We start from the raw sequence: 19881 nt of genomic DNA, 5'->3' as shown, positions 1-19881 counted from the left end.
TCATCGCTGCACCTCCACTCTCTATCCGAGTGAACCAGCGTCAAAACAACCAATCAACAGACTTTTCAAAACTATCCTAAACATTGCAGACCTTCGTCCAAGAGCACATGGGATGTGCGCTGTCGGTCGACATTGCCTTGGCCGCACAGACGGCTTGATGACATCGTCCATTGGGCGCCCGACAGCCTTAACAATTTGGCTAGTATCCGGCGACCTGACCGTCTTTTTAGCAGCGACGGCTAAAGCATAATGAGCGGGTACAGGCCTCCGCGGACTTATCCCTCCATGACGGGTCCCTTGCAGTCTCAAACCGCATAAAAAACTGTCTTGATCAGCCAGCGTGCTTCCGGCGCCTACCCTGCCTCGCGATCAGACCAAACGACTGATACGTCAGCGAGACTGGCCTGCGCATCACCAATGCCCGCCGCCAAGCTAAGGCCGAATTGGATCAAACGCTGACCCGAACACCCCGTCCGTCTACCCCAGTTAGAACTCTTACGTGATCTCATCGATCAGTCTATATGTGCGATGGAGCAGAGCCGCCGCGCAATAGAGGGAGCATGGATCTGCTGTCCTTCGGGACGGAGAGGTTTTCAGGCTCACCATGCGGCATTTTTGAAGGTCAATCTCGATCACTTTGCACGGCGTCGTTATCAGACAGAGAGTCAGGCAACCCGAAGGCGCGGGATGAAGAGGCCCAGCCGGAACGTTGGCCAGGTCGGGAAAACGAATATGGAAAAGCAATTTGTTGACAGAGACCTCCGTCAGATGGAAGTGCCTCGCTCAGGCGGACCTCCGCTGACAATATCTTCGGACCGGTTTCATTTTCGGGCTGGTTTCCTTTCATGGGCAGAGCGACCAACCGGAGCATGTCAGCTTGACGTCGTCAGCCCGTACCGGGCAAGATGCCGCTTTGCGGCTTTGCCTCATGGTGGATAACCCATACGGATGATTTCATGGCCGGAAGCATCGTCAAATCGCCGGGCGATTTCGACAAACCCATACCTCTGATAAAAGCGGTGTCCCGCACGGTTGCGGGCAAAAACGTCCAGCTTAACCCTGTCGCGCTGTGACAAGACATGGGTCAACAGCGTTCGACCCACACCGCGGCGCTGATATTGGGGCAGGACATAAAGTCCTGCAATGTCATCCTCTATCGCCGAAATGAACCCGATCGATATGCCATCTTGCTCATAAAGATGTGTCTCGGAAAGTTCCACGAACCGCTTCCGGATGACCTTTTGCATCGTCTCCAGATAGGCGTCATTGAGAAAGGGATGAGATTTCTGATTGGCAAGGCGCCAGATCGAAACGATCACTTTGGTATCTTTATGCAAATAGGGCCGGATCATGGATGACATTGTCCTTAGACACGAAAGGGTTCAACTTTTGAAACTGCCCTTGGCATGCTGTGTGAGCGGTGCCGATACGGGACCGGGACCTTTGCCCTGCCGGCGGTAAACAAGCCAATCATGACACGCAACAAGACGTGGCTCTCAATCCTCGGTCTGCTGCAACAACCGTCCTCACACAATGCACCTGCATCGCGCGAAAATTCAACTTCGCCCTATTTTGTTGATCTTTTCAGGTCGTCCGCGTAGTGTATCTGGCACGTGAGTGGTTGCGACGTTGGAGGTTTGTGGTCGAGATAATGCACCGCATGTTCAGGCTCTTGAGGAGGAGGCTTGGGCGTCACGACAATGCGGCAAGCTTCATTCCAGCGTGCGTTGCGACGGTGCCACAAGGGAGGGAGCCTGGCAAATGGTGGACATTTTTTCCAAGAAGGAAGGCCCGCGTCGGGAAGATGTTGCAGCCAAGCGCATCATAAGTGAGAACAGGCAAACAATTCACCGCCTTGCGGACCAGATCAGCAACGGCGGGTTTTCAAGATCACGCGCCGCGATGGCGAAAGCCAAAGAAGCTCCCAAGCCCCAGGGTCTCAGTATCCATCTACTGGGGGGCACCGGCAAAGCCGTTGACCCCGAGCCCGTCTTCAAGATTAGCCTGAATGGACGGGTGGTCATCATGGACGCAAATTCGGGAAAGCAACTTGTGTTCTTGGGAGAGATGCGCCGCAAGGACAGTCAGAAGTACTTTGCACTTGCGACCAAGAAGAATGGCTTTCTTTCCCCCTTGGATGATGAGACCCAAGACCGTTTGCGAGATCTTGATGGTGTGATCCTCGAAACCGGTGAGATCGAGGACAAGTTTTCTGACGTTATGAAAGATCGACTGGGGTTGTGAAACACCTCTGATCGTTCGCTGCTTTCTCCTGAGCAGGCGCGCCATGTATTGGCTAAACCTTGTGGAAGAGATTTGATGCGATCAACCTACTTCAGTCCCAGAAACCGCCGAAGGTCACCGCAGGCACCCTTGGCCAGTGACAGCAGACAACGCGATACCATGCGCGCTTGGGAGAGCTTTGTCGAACGCGGCAAAGCGACGGCGGATATAGAGAAATCCGTACGGGCGGAGATTCTGGAATCCTGGGCCCGCTGTACCGATTCCGGCATAAATGCTCTGTGCAGTTCGACCCCTCAGAAGATGGGCGAAAACAGCGTGCACGAGTTGCGAAGAAAAAATCGCGCCCTGTGTCGGGCAGCGAAATCTGCGTTCCAGCGTCTCGCGCCCCATCTGAGCGAATCCCGCGCGATCTTGCTGCTGACTGATCAGACCGGGACAGTCATCGAAGCAACCGGAGATGCCAAAACGCTGGACACAGGACGCGAGATCGGCTTGGAGGTTGGCGGCGTTTGGGACGAAGACGTGATCGGCACCAATGGCATCGGCACGGCGCTGCGGACAGGCATGCCCACTTACGTGCACGCCTCGGAACACTTTTGCCAGGGGATCAAAGCCTGGACCTGTGCCGGTGTGCCCATTTTCGACCCGCTCGACAGGACCGTCATCGGTGTTGTGGATCTGTCCGGCCCACCTGATATCTTCCGCCGACACAATGTGGCGCTGGTCGTGGCGGCCGCCCGCGAGATCGAGATCGCGCTAGCTGAGCATCAACGCGACGAACGCACCTCTTTGCTGGAAGCTTTCATCGATCTGCCGAACCCGCGGGACAAGGACGATGCCATTGTGCTGCTGAATGAGTCCGGTCGCATAGTTTACAGCAAGAACACGGAAATCGTTGGCGATAGCCGCGGCGATGATCTGCTTTTGGGACGACAATTGGTGAGCCTCGATCCTGAAATGTCTGATGGCGAGGTCGCAGCAGCATTGCCGCCGGGATTGACCACCAAGGCCATCGATATCTTGAAATCCGGCGCGGGCATTCAGGGCGCCGCTTTGATTTTACCGTCAAAAACATCGGCAGCCAAAATGCCAGTCAACCCAAGCGGCATCAAGATATCGCCCCGCCGCGGTGTCGAAGAGCAAGAGATACAGATCATCGGCGAGTGCCCGAAGATGCTGGAGACCCTGGAGTTTGCGCGTCGCGCCGCGAAGGCCAATGTGACAGTGCTCGTGCAGGGCGAAACCGGCGTCGGCAAAGAGCTCTTTGCGCGGCTGATCCACAGCTATCACGCGCCGCGGGACGCCCCTTATGTGGCGGTCAACTGTGCGGCGATTTCCGGTGAATTGATCGGGGGAGAGCTGTTTGGACATGTCGCTGGCGCCTTCACAGGGGCGCTGAAAGAAGGCAAGCCGGGCAAATTTGAGCAGGCAGACGGCGGTGTGCTTTGTCTCGATGAAATCGGCGATATGCCGCTTGAACTGCAGACCTATCTGCTGCGCACGCTCGAACAGCGTGCGGTCTACCGTGTGGGCTGCAGCAAACGCCGTGCGATCGATGTTCAGCTTATTGCCATCACCAACCGCGACTTGCGAAAAGACATTGAAGAGGGGCGCTTTCGTCGGGATCTGTTCTACCGTATCGGCACCATCATCATTAATGTCCCGCCCTTGCGCGAACGCGGTCGGGACATCGATCTCCTGATCAGTCACTTCAACCAGAAGCTGTCGCAAAATTTTGACCGCGCCCCGCTTGTGTTCGAGCAAGAAGCTTTGACCGCGCTGCGCGACTACAACTGGCCAGGGAATGTGCGCGAATTGCGGAATGTCATTGAGAGGATCTGTCTTTTGCACACCGACGCGGTCGTGAAGCTGTCGGACCTTCCGGAAGACATCACCGAGCCTGACACCAGTTTTCTGGCAACCGGATCCAAGAGCTATCTGAGCGCGGACAAGATGGACCTAGATCAGATCGAATCTCACGCCATCCAGCGCGCCATCAAGATGTACAATGGCAATCTGACCAGAGTTGCCGCGTCATTGGGTATCTCGCGCCCGACCTTGTATCGGAAAATCAAGCACTACGGGTTGGACCGGGGCAAGTAGACGGCGACGCAACACTTGATCAGTCTTTGCTGACACCGCATCGCTCAAATTGGCGCAGTGGCTCACCAAGCCGCGCTAGGGAACGATCACACCCCGACCAGTGAAGCGGCGGTTCTTGAAGTCGTCGATGCTGGTGTTGATGTCATCGAGCGTATATTCGGTGTAGTGCATTTTGACCAAACCGTCTGCGTTGAGCTCCATCAATTCCACAAGTTCGGTGTAGTCTCCGACCAGACTACCACCGATCTTGATCTCGTTGATCACCAGTTCAAGCGTCGGCACCTCGATCGTGCCGCCGTAGCCGACGACGATCAACTCGCCACCCTGCCGCAGCAGTTTCCAACAGATGTTTTCCACGCCCAACTCGCCTACGAAGTCGATCACGACGTCGCTGCCGCCGCCGGTGGCTTCCTTGACCTGCTCGATCAGATCGGACCCGCCGTCCAGAACAAGATCTGCACCCAGGTCCTTTGCCAGAGCTTGTGCGCCGGGCTCGCGATCAATGGCAATCACACGGGCACCACAGAGGTTCTTGAGGCATTGGATCGCGATGTGCCCCAGTCCGCCAACGCCAAGCACCGTCACATAGGATCCGGGATGCACCAGCCCTGCGGCTTTTTTTGCGGCACGGTAAGCGGTAATCCCGGCGTCCGCCATGGGGGCCACCTCAAGCGGGGTGATATTGGTGTTCAGCTTGATGACCGAGCTTTCGTTGGTGATGAAGTACTCCGCAAAGCCGCCATCCAACCCCAGCCCCGGAAAGAGCCCGTGGTCGCAGTACATGTCATGCCCATAGCGGCAGTTGAGGCAGATCCCGCAGCTGCGGTGCGGGTGACAGATCACTGCATCACCCGGTTTGACCGAGGTCACATTGGATCCGACGTCTTCGACCCAGCCGGCGTTTTCATGCCCCATCACGTAAGGCAGAAGCGCACCATCGGCATCCATGACCTCTTTCCAGACCCCTTCGATGATGTGCAGATCGGTACGGCAGAGCCCCGCCGCCCCCACTTTGACGATGACTTCATCCGGCCCATTGATGGTTGGCGCCGGCACCTCCTCGATCTTGAGCTGCACGTTCATCTCGGGGTCGTAATCGTATAGCCTGGCAGCTTTCATGTCCTGTTCCTTCTCTTTGCGCTGGACAAGGGCACAGCGATTCTGCTGCGCGCGTCTTCAAGTCAGGGGCGACCGAGCAGTTCAGCTCCCCCTCCCAAAGCTGGCCCTTCTGTCGGGTCGGCCTCCCCCTCTTCGAGATCCCCCACAAGTGTCTCGGTGGTCAGGATCAGCGTCGCGACGGAGGCCGCGTTCACCAGCGCGCTGGCTGTGACCCTGACGGGATCGATGATTCCGGTCTCGAACATGTCGACGAACTCGCCGCTGGCGGCGTCATAGCCATGCCCCGCATGCCCGTCAGCGACAGATGCGACCACAGCCTTGGGGTCGGCGCCGGCGTTGCTGGCAATCCGCTCGACGGGGCGTGTCAGGACCGACCGGACCAGTTCGACCCCTTTACACACATCGCTTTCATTGCCCGAGACAAGGTCCTCCAGCGTGCTGCCGATCTGCGCCAGCGCGGTGCCACCACCCGCAACCACACCATCCTCGGAGGCCGCCTTGACCGCGCTGAGCGAGTCTTCGATCAACTGTATCTTGCGTTTCTGCTCCACCGGAGTGAAACCGCCCGCGTAGATCACAGCCGTGCCGCCGGAGAGCTTCGAGACCCGCTCGCGCAGCTTGTCCTGCTCGATGTTGGGCGGCGCCACATCATGCTGCCGCTGCACCTGATCGCGCCGCGCCCGGATCGCATCGGGGTTGCCTTCGCCGCGAATGATGCTGGTGAACGACGAGCTGACCCTGACCTGCTGGGCGCCGCCCAGCTGGGCCAGCGTCACGTTCTCGATCTTCTTGCCGAGATCGCGGGCCAGAACCTCACCATTGGTCAGGATCGCCAGATCATCCATCATCGCTGCGCGCCAGTGCCCATACTCAGGCGGATGGACGATCAGATACTTGCCCGCACCGCCGGCATCCATCAGCGAGATCACGACTTCTGGCGCAATCTCTTCCGCAACGATCAACAAGGGGCGGTTCTGGTCATCGGCAATGTTGCGGGCGTTCTTCAAGATCTCTGGGTTGGGGATTTTCTGATCGGTCAACAGGATCAGCGGGTTGTTCAGAACCGCTTCCATGTTGTCCTGATCGGTCACCATGTGATGCGAGATGTAGCCGCGATCGAAAGACATGCCTTCGACCACCTCGAGCGTGGTGTCGACCGTCACGGAAAAATCAGCGGTGATCACCCCGTCCTTGCCCACACGGCTGTAGGCCTCGGCCACCAGCGAGCCCAGTTCCGGGTCGGTGGCCGATACACTTGCAACGGCGTTCAGATACTCGGGGTGGTCATCGCAGGACCGTGAGGAGTCATCCAGACCGGCGATGATCCGTTCCACGGCCAGATCGATCCCCTTGCACAGATCGACAGGCTTGACCCCTTGCTCGGTGATCTTCACCCCCTCTTGAATAAGTGCATTGGCAAGCACGATTGCGGTGGTGGTCCCGTCTCCGGCCACCTCATTGGTTTGCATCGAGACTTCGCGCACGACCTGAGCACCCATGTTCTCGAACCGGTCCGGCAGTTCGATTTCCGACGCGATGGTCACACCGTCCCGGGTGATCAGCGGCGTGCCGACAGGCCGGTCGATCATGGCATTGAGCCCTTTGGGTCCCAGGGTCGGCTCCACCGCCGCCGCCAGTTTGTCGACGCCGCGTGCGAGTGCCGCGCGGGCAGTGCCGTTATGTGTCAGTAATTTGGCCATTTTTATCTCCCTGCCAGAGCACAATCCTCTGGTCATTTTGTGGTGTTAAGTGATGCGGCTGTGTCGCACCGGCTCAGGGTGTCGCCCGAGGCTCTGTCTGGGTTGGATCGCGCGGTGGCACCCGGTTGTGGATGAAATCAACCAGTGTGGGGCCGTCCGCGCCGATCTCGACTTCCTTGTACCTCGTCGATTGCAACCCGCGGCAGAGGGCGCCGTTGAACTCCATGTTGATCCGTACCCCGCGCAGCCGCGCCAAGTAATCACGCAGACCGTGCTTGGTGAGAGGCGCGCCCTCCCATGTCACAAACGCCAGGTCACCCGGTTGGGCCGCCAGACCGCGCGCCAGAAGGATCTCGCGGTAGCGCGGCTTTTGCCGGGCTTCTTCCTGGCCTTGGAATGCGACACGATCGAGGGTTTCCAGCGTCATTCCAACGATGTCGTCACCGGTGAACCCCCGCGCCTCAAGCCCAAGAAGCACGGTTTCCTGACGGCGGATGAAGGCTTTCTCCTGAAACGTCAGGCGCAGTCTGTCCAGGTTGCCACCATTGCAGTACTCGGCAAAAACATCGGCGAATTTCCTCGACCCGTTGACGCCCTCGTTCACACGATCGGCAAAACAGTGGTCGTTCAGCGTCACCCGGGTGTCCTTGACCCAGGGCAGCCGGTTGACGGCAAGGCGCACGTCGAAGCCCATGAGAAACGCGAAATTCGGCGAGCACCAGTAGGTGGGGAGCCGAAAGTCGACCTCCACCTGACCGCTGGCCTGATCCACCTCGATGCGCTCGATGAACCCCATATCTGTGATGGGCTCGTCGAGTTCGGGATCGTTCACCCGGTCCAGACAGTCCCAGACCTCTGCTTCCAGTTCGGTTTTGTGAATTTTTGCCAACATGGCGTCACTCCGCCGCGATCTGCACCGGCGCGGCGCTGAGCTGCTTTTTCTTGGTCGCGACGTCGATATCATAAAGCTTGGCCGCATTGAGGCCGAGGATCTTCTCCTTGACCTCATCGGTCAGCTGCACGCCGCCGCGCTCGGCCGAGATGTCTTCGGGGATCTGAAAGTCCCAGAATTTTTCGACCAGCCACTTGGGCGTCCAGATCGCGTAATCGGAGCCGTAGAGGAGCTTGTCTTCACCGACCCACCAGAGAAGCTCGGCCATCACCTCGGCGAAGTAACGCGGACGGGAGTGGATAAAGGGCAGTGCCACTGCGAGACCGCCGTAGACATTGGTTTCCTGCGTCGCGATCCAGCAAAAATCATCCAGACGGGGCAGACCGCAGTGCTCGATGATCCAGTTGAGGTTCTGGAAATCCGTCGCGGCGTAATCGACGTCGTGGACGTCGAAGGCGTCCTTGCTGAGCGGGATAATGGTCGGGCCCTTGTGCACATGAATGTTTCTGATGCCCAGCTTGTCGCAAAGCTCGAAACACTTGTAGGCGGCGGGATCATTCAGCGCCCAGCCCTTGCTGTCGCCGTTCCATTCGGCGGTGTACATTTTCACACCCTGAATATCGAAGGTCTCTTTCATGTAGTGAATGTCTTCGAGCGCCTTCTCGCCATCGCGCGGATCGAAGGATCCGTTGATGATGAACCGCTCCGGGTGGCGTTCGGCCATCGTCGTGCTGCGCTCGATGCTGGAAAAGCCGTTCTTGTAGAAGTCCTTAAGATAGGTCGACTGGATGATGGCAATATCATCCGGGCCGTCGATGAAGAGGTCGCGGTAGATATCGTCTTCGGAATATTTTTCGAACCGCGGCTTCTCCCACAGCTCCTCGGGCGGGCTGAGATTGGTGTGGTAAGCATAAAAGCATTCGATGAACTGTTTGCCGTGCACATTGCTTTGGTTCTCGGGGCTGCCGTCCCAGAAATGGGTGTGGCCGTCGACGATGAAGACTTCCTTGCCGTCCTTGGTGACAAACATGTGTTCCTCCCTGGATATTTCGACTGGTGACTGTTGGGGTATGGGCTGCAAACCCGGCGCGGGGCCGGGTTTGCGCGAGGATCGGACTTATTCGATGTACTCCAGCACATCGTCCATATTGCCGAGCAGGACGACGGTGTTATCGTCTACCCGCACCATCCGCCCGTAGTGGGTCGATGTGTTGACTTCGAAGGTCTCGGCGGTCATCTCGCGGCCCAGATATTCGCTGATCTCGTCCATCTTGAAGACGAGTTTCCCGACGCCATCGACACGGATCGTCGCGGGGTTGTGGGTCACGGTGACGTTGGGGTCTTCATCCATGAATTCGGCGATGGCACGGGCCTCGACGGAATCGTTCATGGTAACGCCGCACTGATGCGAAATCGTCCGGTCGAAGGTGATGTCCTTCATCGACTTGAAGATGTTCTGCTTGGTTGCGTCTCGTGCTGTGGTTGACATGTCTGGTACTCCCTTCAATCAGCGGCTCAGGCCGAGTTCATTCAAGATCTGGCCAAGGCGCTCGTGCGAGACCGCCTTGACGTCTTCGAATGACACCGGTTTGGAATGCGGCTGCGACCAGATCGGCTGCAAGGCGGCGGCGGCCTTGTCGGCCAGATCGCCGTGCTTTTTGACCCACGACTGCATGAGCGCCTTATTGTCCGCGCCATGCTGCTCATCGGTGGCGAGCAGATACATCAAGTCGATGGTATTGGCCAAATTCCGTTCGTAATCGGCCTCGGCGGCCGAGATCACCGGCGGGGTGATAAAGTCGTTGTTGGCCGCGGCCGCTTGCATCAGGAAGCCGGAGCGAAAGAGCTCGCCCACCAGCGGCTCGAAGATCAGGTTGATGGCGAAGTACTGCTCCAGATAATCCTCGCAGCCCATGATGCTCTCTACCGCTTCACGGGTCGGCTGCCAGATTGGATCTTCGAGCCAGGTCTTCTTGCCCAGATCGTCATCCCACCCCTCGATGTCCATGCCGATCTCGGCCAGATAGAGCGTGATGTCCTGCGACAGGCGCAGTTTGTAGGATGAGTTGGTCAGCGTCGCGTTGTTGATCATTTGCGTGTAGCCGTAGCGCTGCGCCTGCATCAGCGAGGTGCCCAGGCCGAACTCCGCATGTTTCCATGCGCCGAGGTGCGCTTGCAGAATGCGATTCCAGACCTTGTCGAAGGCAGCGGGCGCGCCCGCCTTGCGGGCATTGCTGATAACCGACTGAACCATCGTGCAGATCTTGGACTGGCGCTGGTAGTGCGTGCGTTCCCACTCCTGATCCGGGGCCCGGAACGCGTGCCAGTTGGCGCTTTTCGCCGCCGTATAGTCCTTCTGGTAGGCGCCACCCCCCTTGGCCCCGCCGAAGTCGATAATCCAGTCCTGGATCAAGTACCGTTCCGGATCTGGCTGCACGTCGACGGTAACGTCTTCGTAATGCGTGGCGCGTTTTCCTCTGGGTTCAAAGTAGTTGTATTTGCGGCTGGTGGACCCGACAAATGTCGCAGAACCCGCAGCACCCGACCCGACAGAACTTGATGTTGCTACCATGGTAGCCTCCCTTGGTTAGTTGAATTTACGCGACTAGCGATCAGCCCTGAGATCAGTGCAGGGCCGATGAACCGGAAGTGGGCGTAAACTTGTCGAAGAAGATCCGATCGGTTTCAAAACCATTCATGAAGAGAACCGGGTTGAGCGCGTCGATCATCGGGGGAGGACCGCAGGCGTAGACATCGCCGCCTCCGTCGATGTCGAGCTCTTTCAGGTGACGATCGACGCACTCATGCACAAAGCCACGCTCGCCCTGCCAAGTTTCATCCTCCTCGGCATGGCTCAACACGGGGATGAAGGTGACCTGTGGGTGCGTCTTGGTCAGTTCCGCGATCTCATCCAGTTTGAACAGATCATCCTGCGTACGTGCACCGTAGAAGAACAGCACGGGTCGGTCTTCGCCGCTGGCCAGATGATCGTGCAGGATGGACCAGACCGGCGACATGCCCGACCCGGCGCCCACAAGAATTACCGGTCCTTCTCGGTCTTCGCGTCGGAAGCACATTCCGAAGGGTCCGCTGATCGAGACGGAGGCGCCTTTTTTGATGCCGCCGGCGTCGAGCTCGCCCGAGAATTTCCCTTCGGGGTATTTTTTGATGATGAAGGAGAGTTTTTGGGCTTCGCTCGGCGGATTTGCCATGGAGAACGAGCGTGTAATCTCCTCCCCCGCTTCTGTGGTGACCGTGATGTCGACATATTGGCCCGCCCAGAATTTGAGCGGCCCGTCGATTTCAATGTCCACGCCGCGGATGTCATGGGTGAGTTTCTGGAAATCAACAATACGCCCGCCAAAGCTTTTCACGGGGATGGATTTCGACAAAAGCTCCTCGTCGTAATTCAGGAGATCAATTTCCACATCACTGTAAGCAATGGTCCGGCACATCAGGATATGGCCGGAGTCTTTTTCGTAGTCGCTCAGTGCGAACGTTGAGTATTTCAGCATCTCGGTATCGCCGTCGTTCCGGACACATTTGCAGGCGGAGCACTGTCCTTCCTTGCAGCCGTGCGGCAACGCGATGCCCTGGCGGAAGGCCGCGTCGAGGATCGTCTCATCCTCTTCGACTTCGAACTCGACACCCACGGGCTCCAGCCGGACGTTGTAAGTCTCACTCATCTTCGGTCTCCTGCGATCCGGCGTCGGGTGCGGGATCTCGGTTCAGTATTGCTGTGCCGAGGCCGCGGACGGCCTCGGCAGGTGTGGTTTTAGTTGCAGGGATTGATGGTGAAGCCCGCACGATACTCCGCGAGATGGGCCTCGCGCTCGCTGTCCGACATGGCGCGCAACGCCTTGAGCGGCGAGGCCAAGGTGTGTCCGCGCACGTGATCGAGCGTCCACATGTCCTTGTCATCAAAGCGCAGGTGCGGTTGCGGCACCAGCGTTTTGCCATCGTCCCGGACGAAGTTCAGATCGACGATCGCATCCGCCAGGTCCCAGCCGTCGTAGAGGGTTTCCCATTCCCGCTTGCCGGAGAACTTGCCCATGGCCGGTGTCGGACGACCCTGATACTCATCCGCGAAGGCTTCGACCGCCGTCCAGCGATCCAGCTCATGCGCGAAGGTATGCAGCTGGCCGTCGATTTCATCCACGACAGTGTCTTCGCGGATCAGGCAGGGCACCAGGCAGGACCAGCAGCGATGTGGATAGACATAGCCCACGTCCTCGTTGAAGGTGATGACCTTCTGGCCCGGCACGCTCAGTTTGCCATACCAATTCCAGAAGTCGCCAAACTCCGCGTACCAGCCGGGGTACTTGTGCTCGAACCATTCGAAGTCCTTGTCGGTTTGAGCCTCAATCCGCCAGAAGTTGACCGGCCAACCCACCGCAAAGAACTGTGCTACCTTGTGCACATAGTTCTTTTCCGTGATCCGCTTCCAGGCTTCCTGAACGTCGTCGTGGTGGATCTTGACGCCATATTTTTCGAGCGGAAGCATATAGGTCCGGTAGTAGTCCTCGAAAATCCAGCGATGCCACATCTCCGCATAGGATTCCTTTTCCTTGTCGCGGTTCGTGGTGCCGTATTCGATGAACGTCCCGATGGCGGCATCGACGATGGCATGGTTCTGCCAGAAGGCATAGCGCAGATCCCGCTCCAGCAGGAGATGGTTCTCCGGCTCCTTCAGCGCGGCCATCAGCAGCGAGTGCCCGTTCCCGATGTGGCGGCTCTCGTCCGACTGAACCGACAGGAACACCGTGGGCAGCGCATAGTCGCCGTTGCGCGCGGCCTCGGATGGCATCGCCACAAACAGCGTGTTGGTAAACGCCGTTTCCGCCACGACGGTGAGGTACATGCAGGCCGCGGTCATCGTGTCGCCGGTGATGAAGCCTTCGCCGAACTGACGGCCGATGGTGGTCGCATAGCATTTGCCGAACGCCTCTTCGGTGATGTCGAAGCCGGCCGGATCGATGTAGTTTTCCATGTACCACTTCTTCAGGTTCATCTGAATTGTGGAATGCCGGAATTCATCGACCATCTGCATGGTGAACCCTGTCCGCAGGTCCTCACCCGGAGCCAGGCGGGCCACCATGGCCATCGACCGGGCGGCGGAGATTTCCGGGAAGGGGATGATCGCGAGAAACAGCTTCATCCATTCGATCCACCGCGGCTCGACGTTGCTGAACATGTCGCCGCGCAGCGCCGCATCCAGCGCACCGTAAACCCGGTTGTCCTTTTCTTCTTCCATCGGGAAGTAGGACCGAAGCACCTGTTTCATCGGATCGCGTGGAGCTTTGGTGATCTTGTAGTCTGTTGGAAAGGTGTTGGCTTCCTGAACGTAAGTGGGATTCCACCCCAGATCAGAAATCTTCTTGGTGGCTTCCCCCACCGAGATCCCCCTTTGCGAGGTGATCTTGTTTAGCGTTATCGCCATGCCATGAGTCTCCTTGTGGTTCGACCGATTGGATCGGCCTGTTGAAGGCAGCAGATGCTGCGGGTTTATGGACCGGTCCCCAGCGGCGCCTCGAGAAGCGCTGCCGAAAGACCCGGTCGGTCACGTCACGGCAAAGGTTTGAGGGATCAGCACGACTACCTATGCGCTTTCGCGCCTCAAAGAGGCGGGTCCGCAGCGAATTGGCGTGGAGCTTTCTCCCTGTTCCTTCGTTCTTGATGGCTTCCATTTCCCTGGAAACACGGCGTTATGCTTAGGGAGGTGCAAGTTCCGTGCCAAAAACCGGACTCTGCGCAAAAAATGTCGGAATATCTGAGCTTTCAGATTAACACGCTGTAATATAATTATTTTTTATGAATAATAATTATGCCTCCACTGGTTCGGCCTCCCGATGCGCGGTTCAGAAGACCCAGAATGTGTTCTGTTTCGTTACACCGCGTTACACCCTTCAGACCGCGTTACACTTTGCTTTACACCTCTGGCGGACGCCGTTTTCCGTTCAAACATCGCTGCCATATGAGCTGGCTCAATCTGTCGCCGGCCGGGTGATCGCCCTTGATCCGCGCACCCGGAAGGCGGGCATCGGTCATCTGCAGAGGCCAGGTCATTTCAGATGACTGATTCGGGTCGCGCCAAAGGTGTGGCTTCATCACGTCCAGGCCGGGTGTGAACTTTTGAAACGACCTGCGTTACACCTCGTAACGAAGTGAAACGGGAAGCAGCGGAGAAACCTGAAAAAAACCGGAATTGCCGACCACGCGCGCCCCGAGCCGTCTTTGTGACTGCGGTGCGAGGTGTTAATCTTTTATGGTCGGACGATGTCCGGACTTGCGGGATTTTTGATCACTCATCCCAGCAGAGAAAGGCAGGTCGGTGTTTGGGACGGCGACCAAGACCTTTTGCGAATTGCGGTTGATCACTGCAAAGAGGTCGACAATGGCAGAGGCGATAAGGAACACGTCGAACCGCTGGACCGCGCAGTTGCAAGCGGTCGGGTCAGTTGGGCCGGTCTGTGCCGGTCGCGGTGCGCATACTGTCCCAGATCGCGGAGATATCGCGGCTCATGTGTCGATGGACGTCGCGCAGAATCTGAGCGCGCAGATCTTCTTCAACGTGGGCAAGCTGTTCCTGAGCGCGCACGAAATTTGCCGGTGTCGGGTCGGAGACAGCCTCCGCCGCGGCCTCTGCCAGATCGCTATCAGCCCCAGCAAGGCGCTTGCTGGTCTCGCTCAACGCTTTGAAGAACCGCAGTGTCGGATCTGTTTTCATCGCACACAGCTCCTGCAATCAACGCCAGTCCAGTCATAGGGGGCAATCGAATGGCCGGTCAATCCACAACGCTCGACAGTCTTTTCCAAGAACGCATGTATTTGATCAGCGCCCTCTCCCAGGCCAATGCCGACTGTTTGCGGGCGCTTCAGACCCAAAGTGGGCACAGCATTCTGATGATGATGGAGCAGCGCTGCTCTTCGACGGTCGAGGCGCAGGGCAATACGAACGACGAGGTCGACGCCTGCCGCGCTCGGATCGACCGGCTGGAAGCGGAGTTGTCCCAGCTGGACTTGAAAATCGAACACGCGGCAAGAGAAGGGCAGTGAACATGGGAGACCAGAACGCATCCGGGTTAACGCTGTTCGATCTGCTTGCTCGCACCTGGACCCTGCAGGATGCGGTTGTGCAGGTCGTCTTCAATCACGACGATACCGCTGTGCTCTTCCGAATGGCGTCGGGCGCCGTTGCGCTGGCCGGGTTGAAAGATGACGAAAGCCCGAAGATACGCACACGTATGGAACTCGAAACGGGACGCACGACGATCAGGCCACGCGAGAACCCCGTCGCAGCCGTGATCTCTCCCAAGGTGACGCTGGATGAACAATTTCCGGTCACGCGTTTTGGCGGCCAGGGCTTCGCGGGCGTCGACACCCAAGGCGCCGTGCTACAGATCACGGCAGGTGGTCAGGTCATCCGCAAAGAAAAACCCGGCGACATGCCCATCACGTCGATATGCAGCAGCCCTACAGGGCATCTGCTCTCAATCGCACGGGGCGCGAAACTGACCGTGCACACCGTACCGGACATGGCGGTCTACGCGGAGAGAGATGTGGATCAGTCGGTGAGCTGCCAATCAATGCCCCGCGACGAAACGAAACTGGCAGCTTGGGGCAAGAACACCTTGAGCCTCATTGACCTAAAGGACACGTCAGACACCTGCCACATTCACTGTGAGGGCCCTGTGACCGACATCGTCTGGAATGACGCAAGCGCTCACCTCGCCTGTGCCTCCAGCGACAGGAGTTTTCACATCGTCGATCTGGCCTCGCAGCACGTGCAGCGCGTCGAAGGCTATCCTGCCCCTGTGCGCACGGTCGCCTTCAGCGAAAAGGGCGCAGCACTGCTCACCTCCGGTGCTTATCGTCTGGTGGGATGGTCCAGCGCTGATCTGCCCCATGACGATCTGCCGGGCACGGCCTTGAGCACCGGCAAACCCGGGCTGGTGGTGATCGACGCTATTGCCGCGCATCCCAAGCTTGATCTAGTGGCCGCCGGCTATGCCAACGGGCTTACGGCAATCTCGCGTGTCGGCACGCCTGAGGAGATGATGCTGCACCAGGAAGCCAACACCAGCATCAGCGCATTGGGGTGGTCGAAAACCGGCGAGCACCTTGCCATCGGCTTTGCCTCCGGCAAGGCCGCGATCGCGACCTTTCCGGCGCAACTCTTCAAGTAAATCCAAAATCCGAAGCGGAGGACTCCATGGATCGTAAGCTTTCCAAAGAAGAACTCAACAAGGACAGGCTGTTTGCGAAACTGGCCGAGTTGTCCGAAGAAATGATCGAGGATCATGGCAAGGATTTTGCCATGGGCGCGCTGGTTCTGGCTGCGCAATGGATCGCAAAAGGCGAAAGCGGCCCACCGCAGAGAAATGCACGCCACTAGGCCCGCTCGGAGACCGCCCGTATTTGTTAAGTCGCCCCATGAGCCAGGCTCCGGCTCAGCTGATCCACGGTAATCTCGGAAACATGCCAGGTCCACGCGCCCAAATTCAGCCCTTCCTCGGTGGCGAGATGGCTTGCAACAGCATCCAGATCTTCACGCAGATTTTTTTGAAGAACATGAGAATAGGTGCACATTTCCTGCAATCGAAACGTCACGAAATAGTGGCAGTCGCTGGTTTGCCGGAAGCTGCCCTGCCCATCGTTGAGCGCGGGCGGGCGGAAGGATGTGTGCACAGCCGTCCCCAGAATGGCTTTGACGCTGTTGCGCCAGTTTTCGTATTCCCCACATTGATCGAACTCCAACCCCGATCTGTACAATTGCTCGCTGACCGCTCGGAACGCCCGCCCCCCGGCGATGTGGCGGCGCCAGAATTCGTTGGCCTCCTCGACGGTCGCGCATTCGACAAACCGGCGCGCGAGTTTGGGGCGCGACAGAAACGCAAGGGCCATATCCACATTCTCGGAGATCGACCGGGCGATCTGCAAGGAGGACGTCGGCAGCTGCGTCAGAAACAACAAGCGCAAGGCGTCCAACTGTTCGATCATGCGGAACGTCACGGCGTGCAGCGCGTTCCATTGCTGCGGTGTCAACCGCGTGCCCTCCAACTGCATCGCAATCCGGGCCGTTTCGCGCAACGACGCGACCCAGATCACAGCCTGGTCGAACATGAAGACCCCGTCAATCGGAACGCTGTCAATCCCGTCGTGGCATTGATCCAGCGTGCGGTACCCCCGCAAGCGGCAGATCGTGTTGTTCCAGGCGGCATCCAGATCCAACCCGCGCGCCGACCACATCTGCCTGGTGCGCGCCAGCAATTGCGGCGACATCCCCGCATAGTACCGCTCCAACGACACCGGCGTGCCGGTTTGCGAAAGCGACTTCATCTCTCGGCTTTCCACCTCCCGTCGATGCCACCCTATCAAAGCGCAACCTCCGGGCAATGGCCTGGGTCGAATGAGTGCCACAGTGACCATGTTTTCAGAGGCGGCATGCGACCAGGCGGCGGTGCGTGTCGATGAATTTTTCGCAGACCCTCCGCCAAAGCAAGCGCTTCACCAAATCCATGATTGAAACGGTTGCAATCATGCGGATGACCGGAGCGGACATGCACAAATTTCTCTCGGAGGTCATGGAAAGAAACCCATTCATCGAACTGGAAAACCCAGGGAGAGGGGCACCCGGCCATATCGGCAATGACGGCGATGGCTTGTTGATGGATGTCGCCGAGGTTGCTGAGCGCGGGATTTATCAGCATGTAATCAAGCAGTTGCCCTACATCTGCGCCAATTCGAAGGACAATGATCTTGCCCTCGCGTTCTTGCAGGAGCTTGAGCTCAGCGGCTGGCTGGGCGCGTCGGTGCAAGAGATTGCGGCCAAGTCGGGCTTCGATCTGCAAGACTGTGAGGACATGCTGGCCCGATTGCAGACATTGGAGCCCACCGGTCTCTTTGCCCGAGATCTCAGGGAGTGCATCCGCTTGCAGGCCGCCGAGAGAGGGCAGCTGGACGAGATCATGCGCGACATCATCATCCACCTCGACGCTTTGCAGCATTTCGATCCGGAGCAGTTGGCAAAACGTATCGGATGCGACAGGTCAGATGTTCTAGACCGCGTCCAGCTCATCCGACACATGGATCCAAAGCCCGGAACACGGTTCGACGTTCAAGACGCGCCAAGCAAGACCGATGATGTAGTGGTCTCTGTGGTCGATTGCGAGGTGACCGTCGCCATGAACACGTCCAGCTTCCCGAGCGTTCGTGTTTTGCACCCACACATGGTCGAACAGCGCACAGGAGAAAACCGGGATGCATTGCGGCACCTGGTGCAAGAGGCCCGGTCGCTCAAAAAGGCCTGCGCGCTTCGCAACGCAACGACACTGTCTTTGATCACCGCGATCTTCATTCGCCAGCCCGAGTTCCTCGAGGCCGGTTTTGCCGCGCTTCGCCCGATGCGCATGCGTGACGTTGCAGATGAAATCGGCGTGAGCGAGTCGACGGTCAGCCGGATCCTAAATGGACTCACGATACGCTGCTCGCAAGGAAATGTGCCCGCGCGGTCACTCTTTTGCAATGCGATTACCTTCAGCAGCGGTGCTCAAACAAGGCATGCAGCGTTGCAGAAAATCAAGCAATGGGTTGCCACCGAAGACAAGAGATTCCCTTTGAAAGATGAGGACATTGTCGACCGCTTTCGGCAAATAGGATTGTCAATTTCAAGGCGAACGGTCAGCAAATATCGTCACGAGCTTGGATTGATTGCACCTCGCCTTCGCTGCAGAGCGGCTGCGGACGCGTTGCGCAACGTCAATTGACGTTTCCATGTGCCGGGCTTTTACATATCAGCACTTTTGTGAACATCCAAATCGCCGCGGATCGCGAAATGTCGACGTTCCCGAACCAGAGCGCATGTCACATCCTATACACGCCGCGCAGAGGACCAAGTTTCGCATTTGAAGAATTGCAAACTCATCCGATCACTAACCGAACTGCGCTGGTGTTACTCACCAACAGCAGCTTCTTACGGATTTCAGACCTTGGTTCGCGTTGCAGCATCCGGAACTAAGGGCTCATTGCTGCCGCTTGGGCTGATGCAGCATCTCAGCCTGGAGTATTGTTGCGTCCCGTGAGGACGGCCCAAAGCCGCCGTCCAACGGCCTCGTATGTTGCTGCAATGCGGCCCGTCGAAGGAGACATTCGCTGCAAGCCAATCTTTGATGGTTGATAGGGGTCAGCTCTACGGGAGAAAGCCGGCATTGGATTTTCCACCCTCGCTGACGCAACATTTGTTCGCATCTGAGGCAGGGCTCTTGCTGCGCCACAGCCGATGTCATCGGAGCGGAGGGGTTAGATGACTCTTGGTCCACCGGCGTCACAATGCGCCATACTGCAGTTTTCATCTGCTAACAGGAAAGGCGCCAGCCAATTCAGATTGCAGCGGTCGACCGAGATTTAGCCAAGAACATTATTCGACTGCGGGGGGCATGGGGGATGGAACCGTCGCCCTTCGGCGCGTCATTGGCGATATCAATCATCGTTATGACCCGCATTTTGGCTTTTGGGTCCACATAGATAAGAATTGGCGAAACAGTATCATCGAAAGCGATCGCGCTGCCATTGAAAGGCTCCTTGGATACCATCAGAGTTTACGAGCCCTAAGAACGACCAATGCTACCTTGAACAGAGTTGAGATCATCCGAATGATTGAACGGGATCATGCAGCTTGGTATCAGATGCGAGGTCAAGTAACGCTCACCGCACTCCAGTTCGGAATAACAACATGAATGCAAAGGTCCTAGGGTCAGGACTCATAACCAATAGATGACTGTTGCTGCGAGAGCGATTGCGGAGAGGAAGACCTTCGGACATCGG

At 57.8% G+C, this 19881-nt stretch carries 17 protein-coding genes and 1 pseudogene; 7 read left to right on the top strand and 11 right to left on the bottom strand.

Features of this window, described 5'->3' with window-relative positions; genetic code table 11:
• Positions 1-926: 926 nt before the first annotated feature.
• On the bottom strand, positions 927-1352 hold the full coding sequence (locus MUB52_RS22855; protein WP_263846471.1) for a GNAT family N-acetyltransferase: 426 nt from the start codon (positions 1350-1352) through the stop codon (positions 927-929).
• 409 nt (positions 1353-1761) lie between these two features.
• Between MUB52_RS22855 and MUB52_RS22850 the strand changes: the two genes are divergently transcribed.
• Positions 1762-2244, top strand: a complete 483-nt coding sequence (locus tag MUB52_RS22850) for a hypothetical protein (RefSeq protein ID WP_263846470.1) — start codon at positions 1762-1764, stop codon at positions 2242-2244.
• Positions 2245-2373: 129 nt separating this feature from the next.
• Positions 2374-4347: a sigma-54-dependent Fis family transcriptional regulator gene (locus MUB52_RS22845; protein ID WP_263846469.1), complete on the top strand. Its 1974-nt coding sequence runs from the start codon at positions 2374-2376 to the stop codon at positions 4345-4347.
• Between the two features lie 75 nt (positions 4348-4422).
• On the opposite strand, the gene MUB52_RS22840 is transcribed toward MUB52_RS22845, so the two are convergent.
• The 9 genes from MUB52_RS22840 to MUB52_RS22800 all read right to left on the bottom strand — a co-directional run bounded on the left by MUB52_RS22840 (position 4423) and on the right by MUB52_RS22800 (position 14785).
• On the bottom strand, positions 4423-5466 hold the full coding sequence (locus MUB52_RS22840) for an NAD(P)-dependent alcohol dehydrogenase (RefSeq protein WP_263846468.1): 1044 nt from the start codon (positions 5464-5466) through the stop codon (positions 4423-4425).
• Positions 5467-5528: 62 nt separating this feature from the next.
• The gene (gene groEL / locus MUB52_RS22835) at positions 5529-7166 is read right to left on the bottom strand and encodes a molecular chaperone GroEL (protein WP_263846467.1); all 1638 of its coding nucleotides are present in this window, start codon (positions 7164-7166) and stop codon (positions 5529-5531) included.
• Positions 7167-7239: 73 nt separating this feature from the next.
• Positions 7240-8058 carry a metal-sulfur cluster assembly factor gene (locus MUB52_RS22830; RefSeq protein ID WP_263846466.1) on the bottom strand — a complete coding sequence of 273 codons (819 nt, stop codon included), beginning with the start codon at positions 8056-8058 and terminating at the stop codon, positions 7240-7242.
• 4 nt (positions 8059-8062) lie between these two features.
• Complete coding sequence (locus MUB52_RS22825; protein ID WP_263846465.1) at positions 8063-9088, bottom strand: amidohydrolase family protein; 1026 nt, start codon at positions 9086-9088, stop codon at positions 8063-8065.
• A gap of 87 nt (positions 9089-9175) precedes the next feature.
• Positions 9176-9547, bottom strand: a complete 372-nt coding sequence (locus MUB52_RS22820; RefSeq protein ID WP_263846464.1) for an MmoB/DmpM family protein — start codon at positions 9545-9547, stop codon at positions 9176-9178.
• Between the two features lie 18 nt (positions 9548-9565).
• On the bottom strand, positions 9566-10630 hold the full coding sequence (locus tag MUB52_RS22815; protein ID WP_263846463.1) for an aromatic/alkene monooxygenase hydroxylase subunit beta: 1065 nt from the start codon (positions 10628-10630) through the stop codon (positions 9566-9568).
• 52 nt (positions 10631-10682) lie between these two features.
• On the bottom strand, positions 10683-11711 hold the full coding sequence (locus tag MUB52_RS22810) for an NADH:ubiquinone reductase (Na(+)-transporting) subunit F (RefSeq protein WP_263846462.1): 1029 nt from the start codon (positions 11709-11711) through the stop codon (positions 10683-10685).
• Positions 11712-11833: 122 nt separating this feature from the next.
• On the bottom strand, positions 11834-13498 hold the full coding sequence (locus MUB52_RS22805; RefSeq protein ID WP_263846461.1) for an aromatic/alkene/methane monooxygenase hydroxylase/oxygenase subunit alpha: 1665 nt from the start codon (positions 13496-13498) through the stop codon (positions 11834-11836).
• 1014 nt (positions 13499-14512) lie between these two features.
• A complete protein-coding gene (locus tag MUB52_RS22800) occupies positions 14513-14785 on the bottom strand; it encodes a hypothetical protein (RefSeq protein WP_263846460.1) in 273 nt (90 codons plus the stop codon).
• A 50-nt stretch (positions 14786-14835) separates the two neighbouring features.
• Between MUB52_RS22800 and MUB52_RS22795 the strand changes: the two genes are divergently transcribed.
• Genes MUB52_RS22795 through MUB52_RS22785 form a run of 3 tightly spaced genes read left to right on the top strand, consistent with a single transcriptional unit; the run spans position 14836 to position 16453 of the window.
• On the top strand, positions 14836-15114 hold the full coding sequence (locus tag MUB52_RS22795) for a hypothetical protein (RefSeq protein ID WP_263846459.1): 279 nt from the start codon (positions 14836-14838) through the stop codon (positions 15112-15114).
• A 2-nt stretch (positions 15115-15116) separates the two neighbouring features.
• Positions 15117-16244: a WD40 repeat domain-containing protein gene (locus MUB52_RS22790; protein WP_263846458.1), complete on the top strand. Its 1128-nt coding sequence runs from the start codon at positions 15117-15119 to the stop codon at positions 16242-16244.
• Between the two features lie 26 nt (positions 16245-16270).
• Positions 16271-16453: a hypothetical protein gene (locus MUB52_RS22785; RefSeq protein ID WP_263846457.1), complete on the top strand. Its 183-nt coding sequence runs from the start codon at positions 16271-16273 to the stop codon at positions 16451-16453.
• Between the two features lie 26 nt (positions 16454-16479).
• On the opposite strand, the gene MUB52_RS22780 is transcribed toward MUB52_RS22785, so the two are convergent.
• Positions 16480-17397 carry a hypothetical protein gene (locus MUB52_RS22780; RefSeq protein ID WP_263846456.1) on the bottom strand — a complete coding sequence of 306 codons (918 nt, stop codon included), beginning with the start codon at positions 17395-17397 and terminating at the stop codon, positions 16480-16482.
• A 131-nt stretch (positions 17398-17528) separates the two neighbouring features.
• Between MUB52_RS22780 and MUB52_RS22775 the strand changes: the two genes are divergently transcribed.
• Positions 17529-18824 (top strand): RNA polymerase factor sigma-54, encoded by a 1296-nt coding sequence (locus MUB52_RS22775; RefSeq protein WP_263846472.1) that lies wholly within the window; start codon positions 17529-17531, stop codon positions 18822-18824.
• Positions 18825-19514: 690 nt separating this feature from the next.
• Positions 19515-19727, top strand: a pseudogene (locus MUB52_RS24200) (IS6 family transposase); the annotation flags it as partial.
• Between the last annotated feature and the right edge of the window lie 154 nt (positions 19728-19881).

Origin of the sequence: Roseobacter sinensis (assembly GCF_025755255.1) — a bacterium.
Lineage (GTDB): Bacteria > Pseudomonadota > Alphaproteobacteria > Rhodobacterales > Rhodobacteraceae > Roseobacter > Roseobacter sinensis.
Note: the sequence above shows the minus strand (reverse complement) of the source record. Positions and strands in the feature narration are given on the sequence as shown.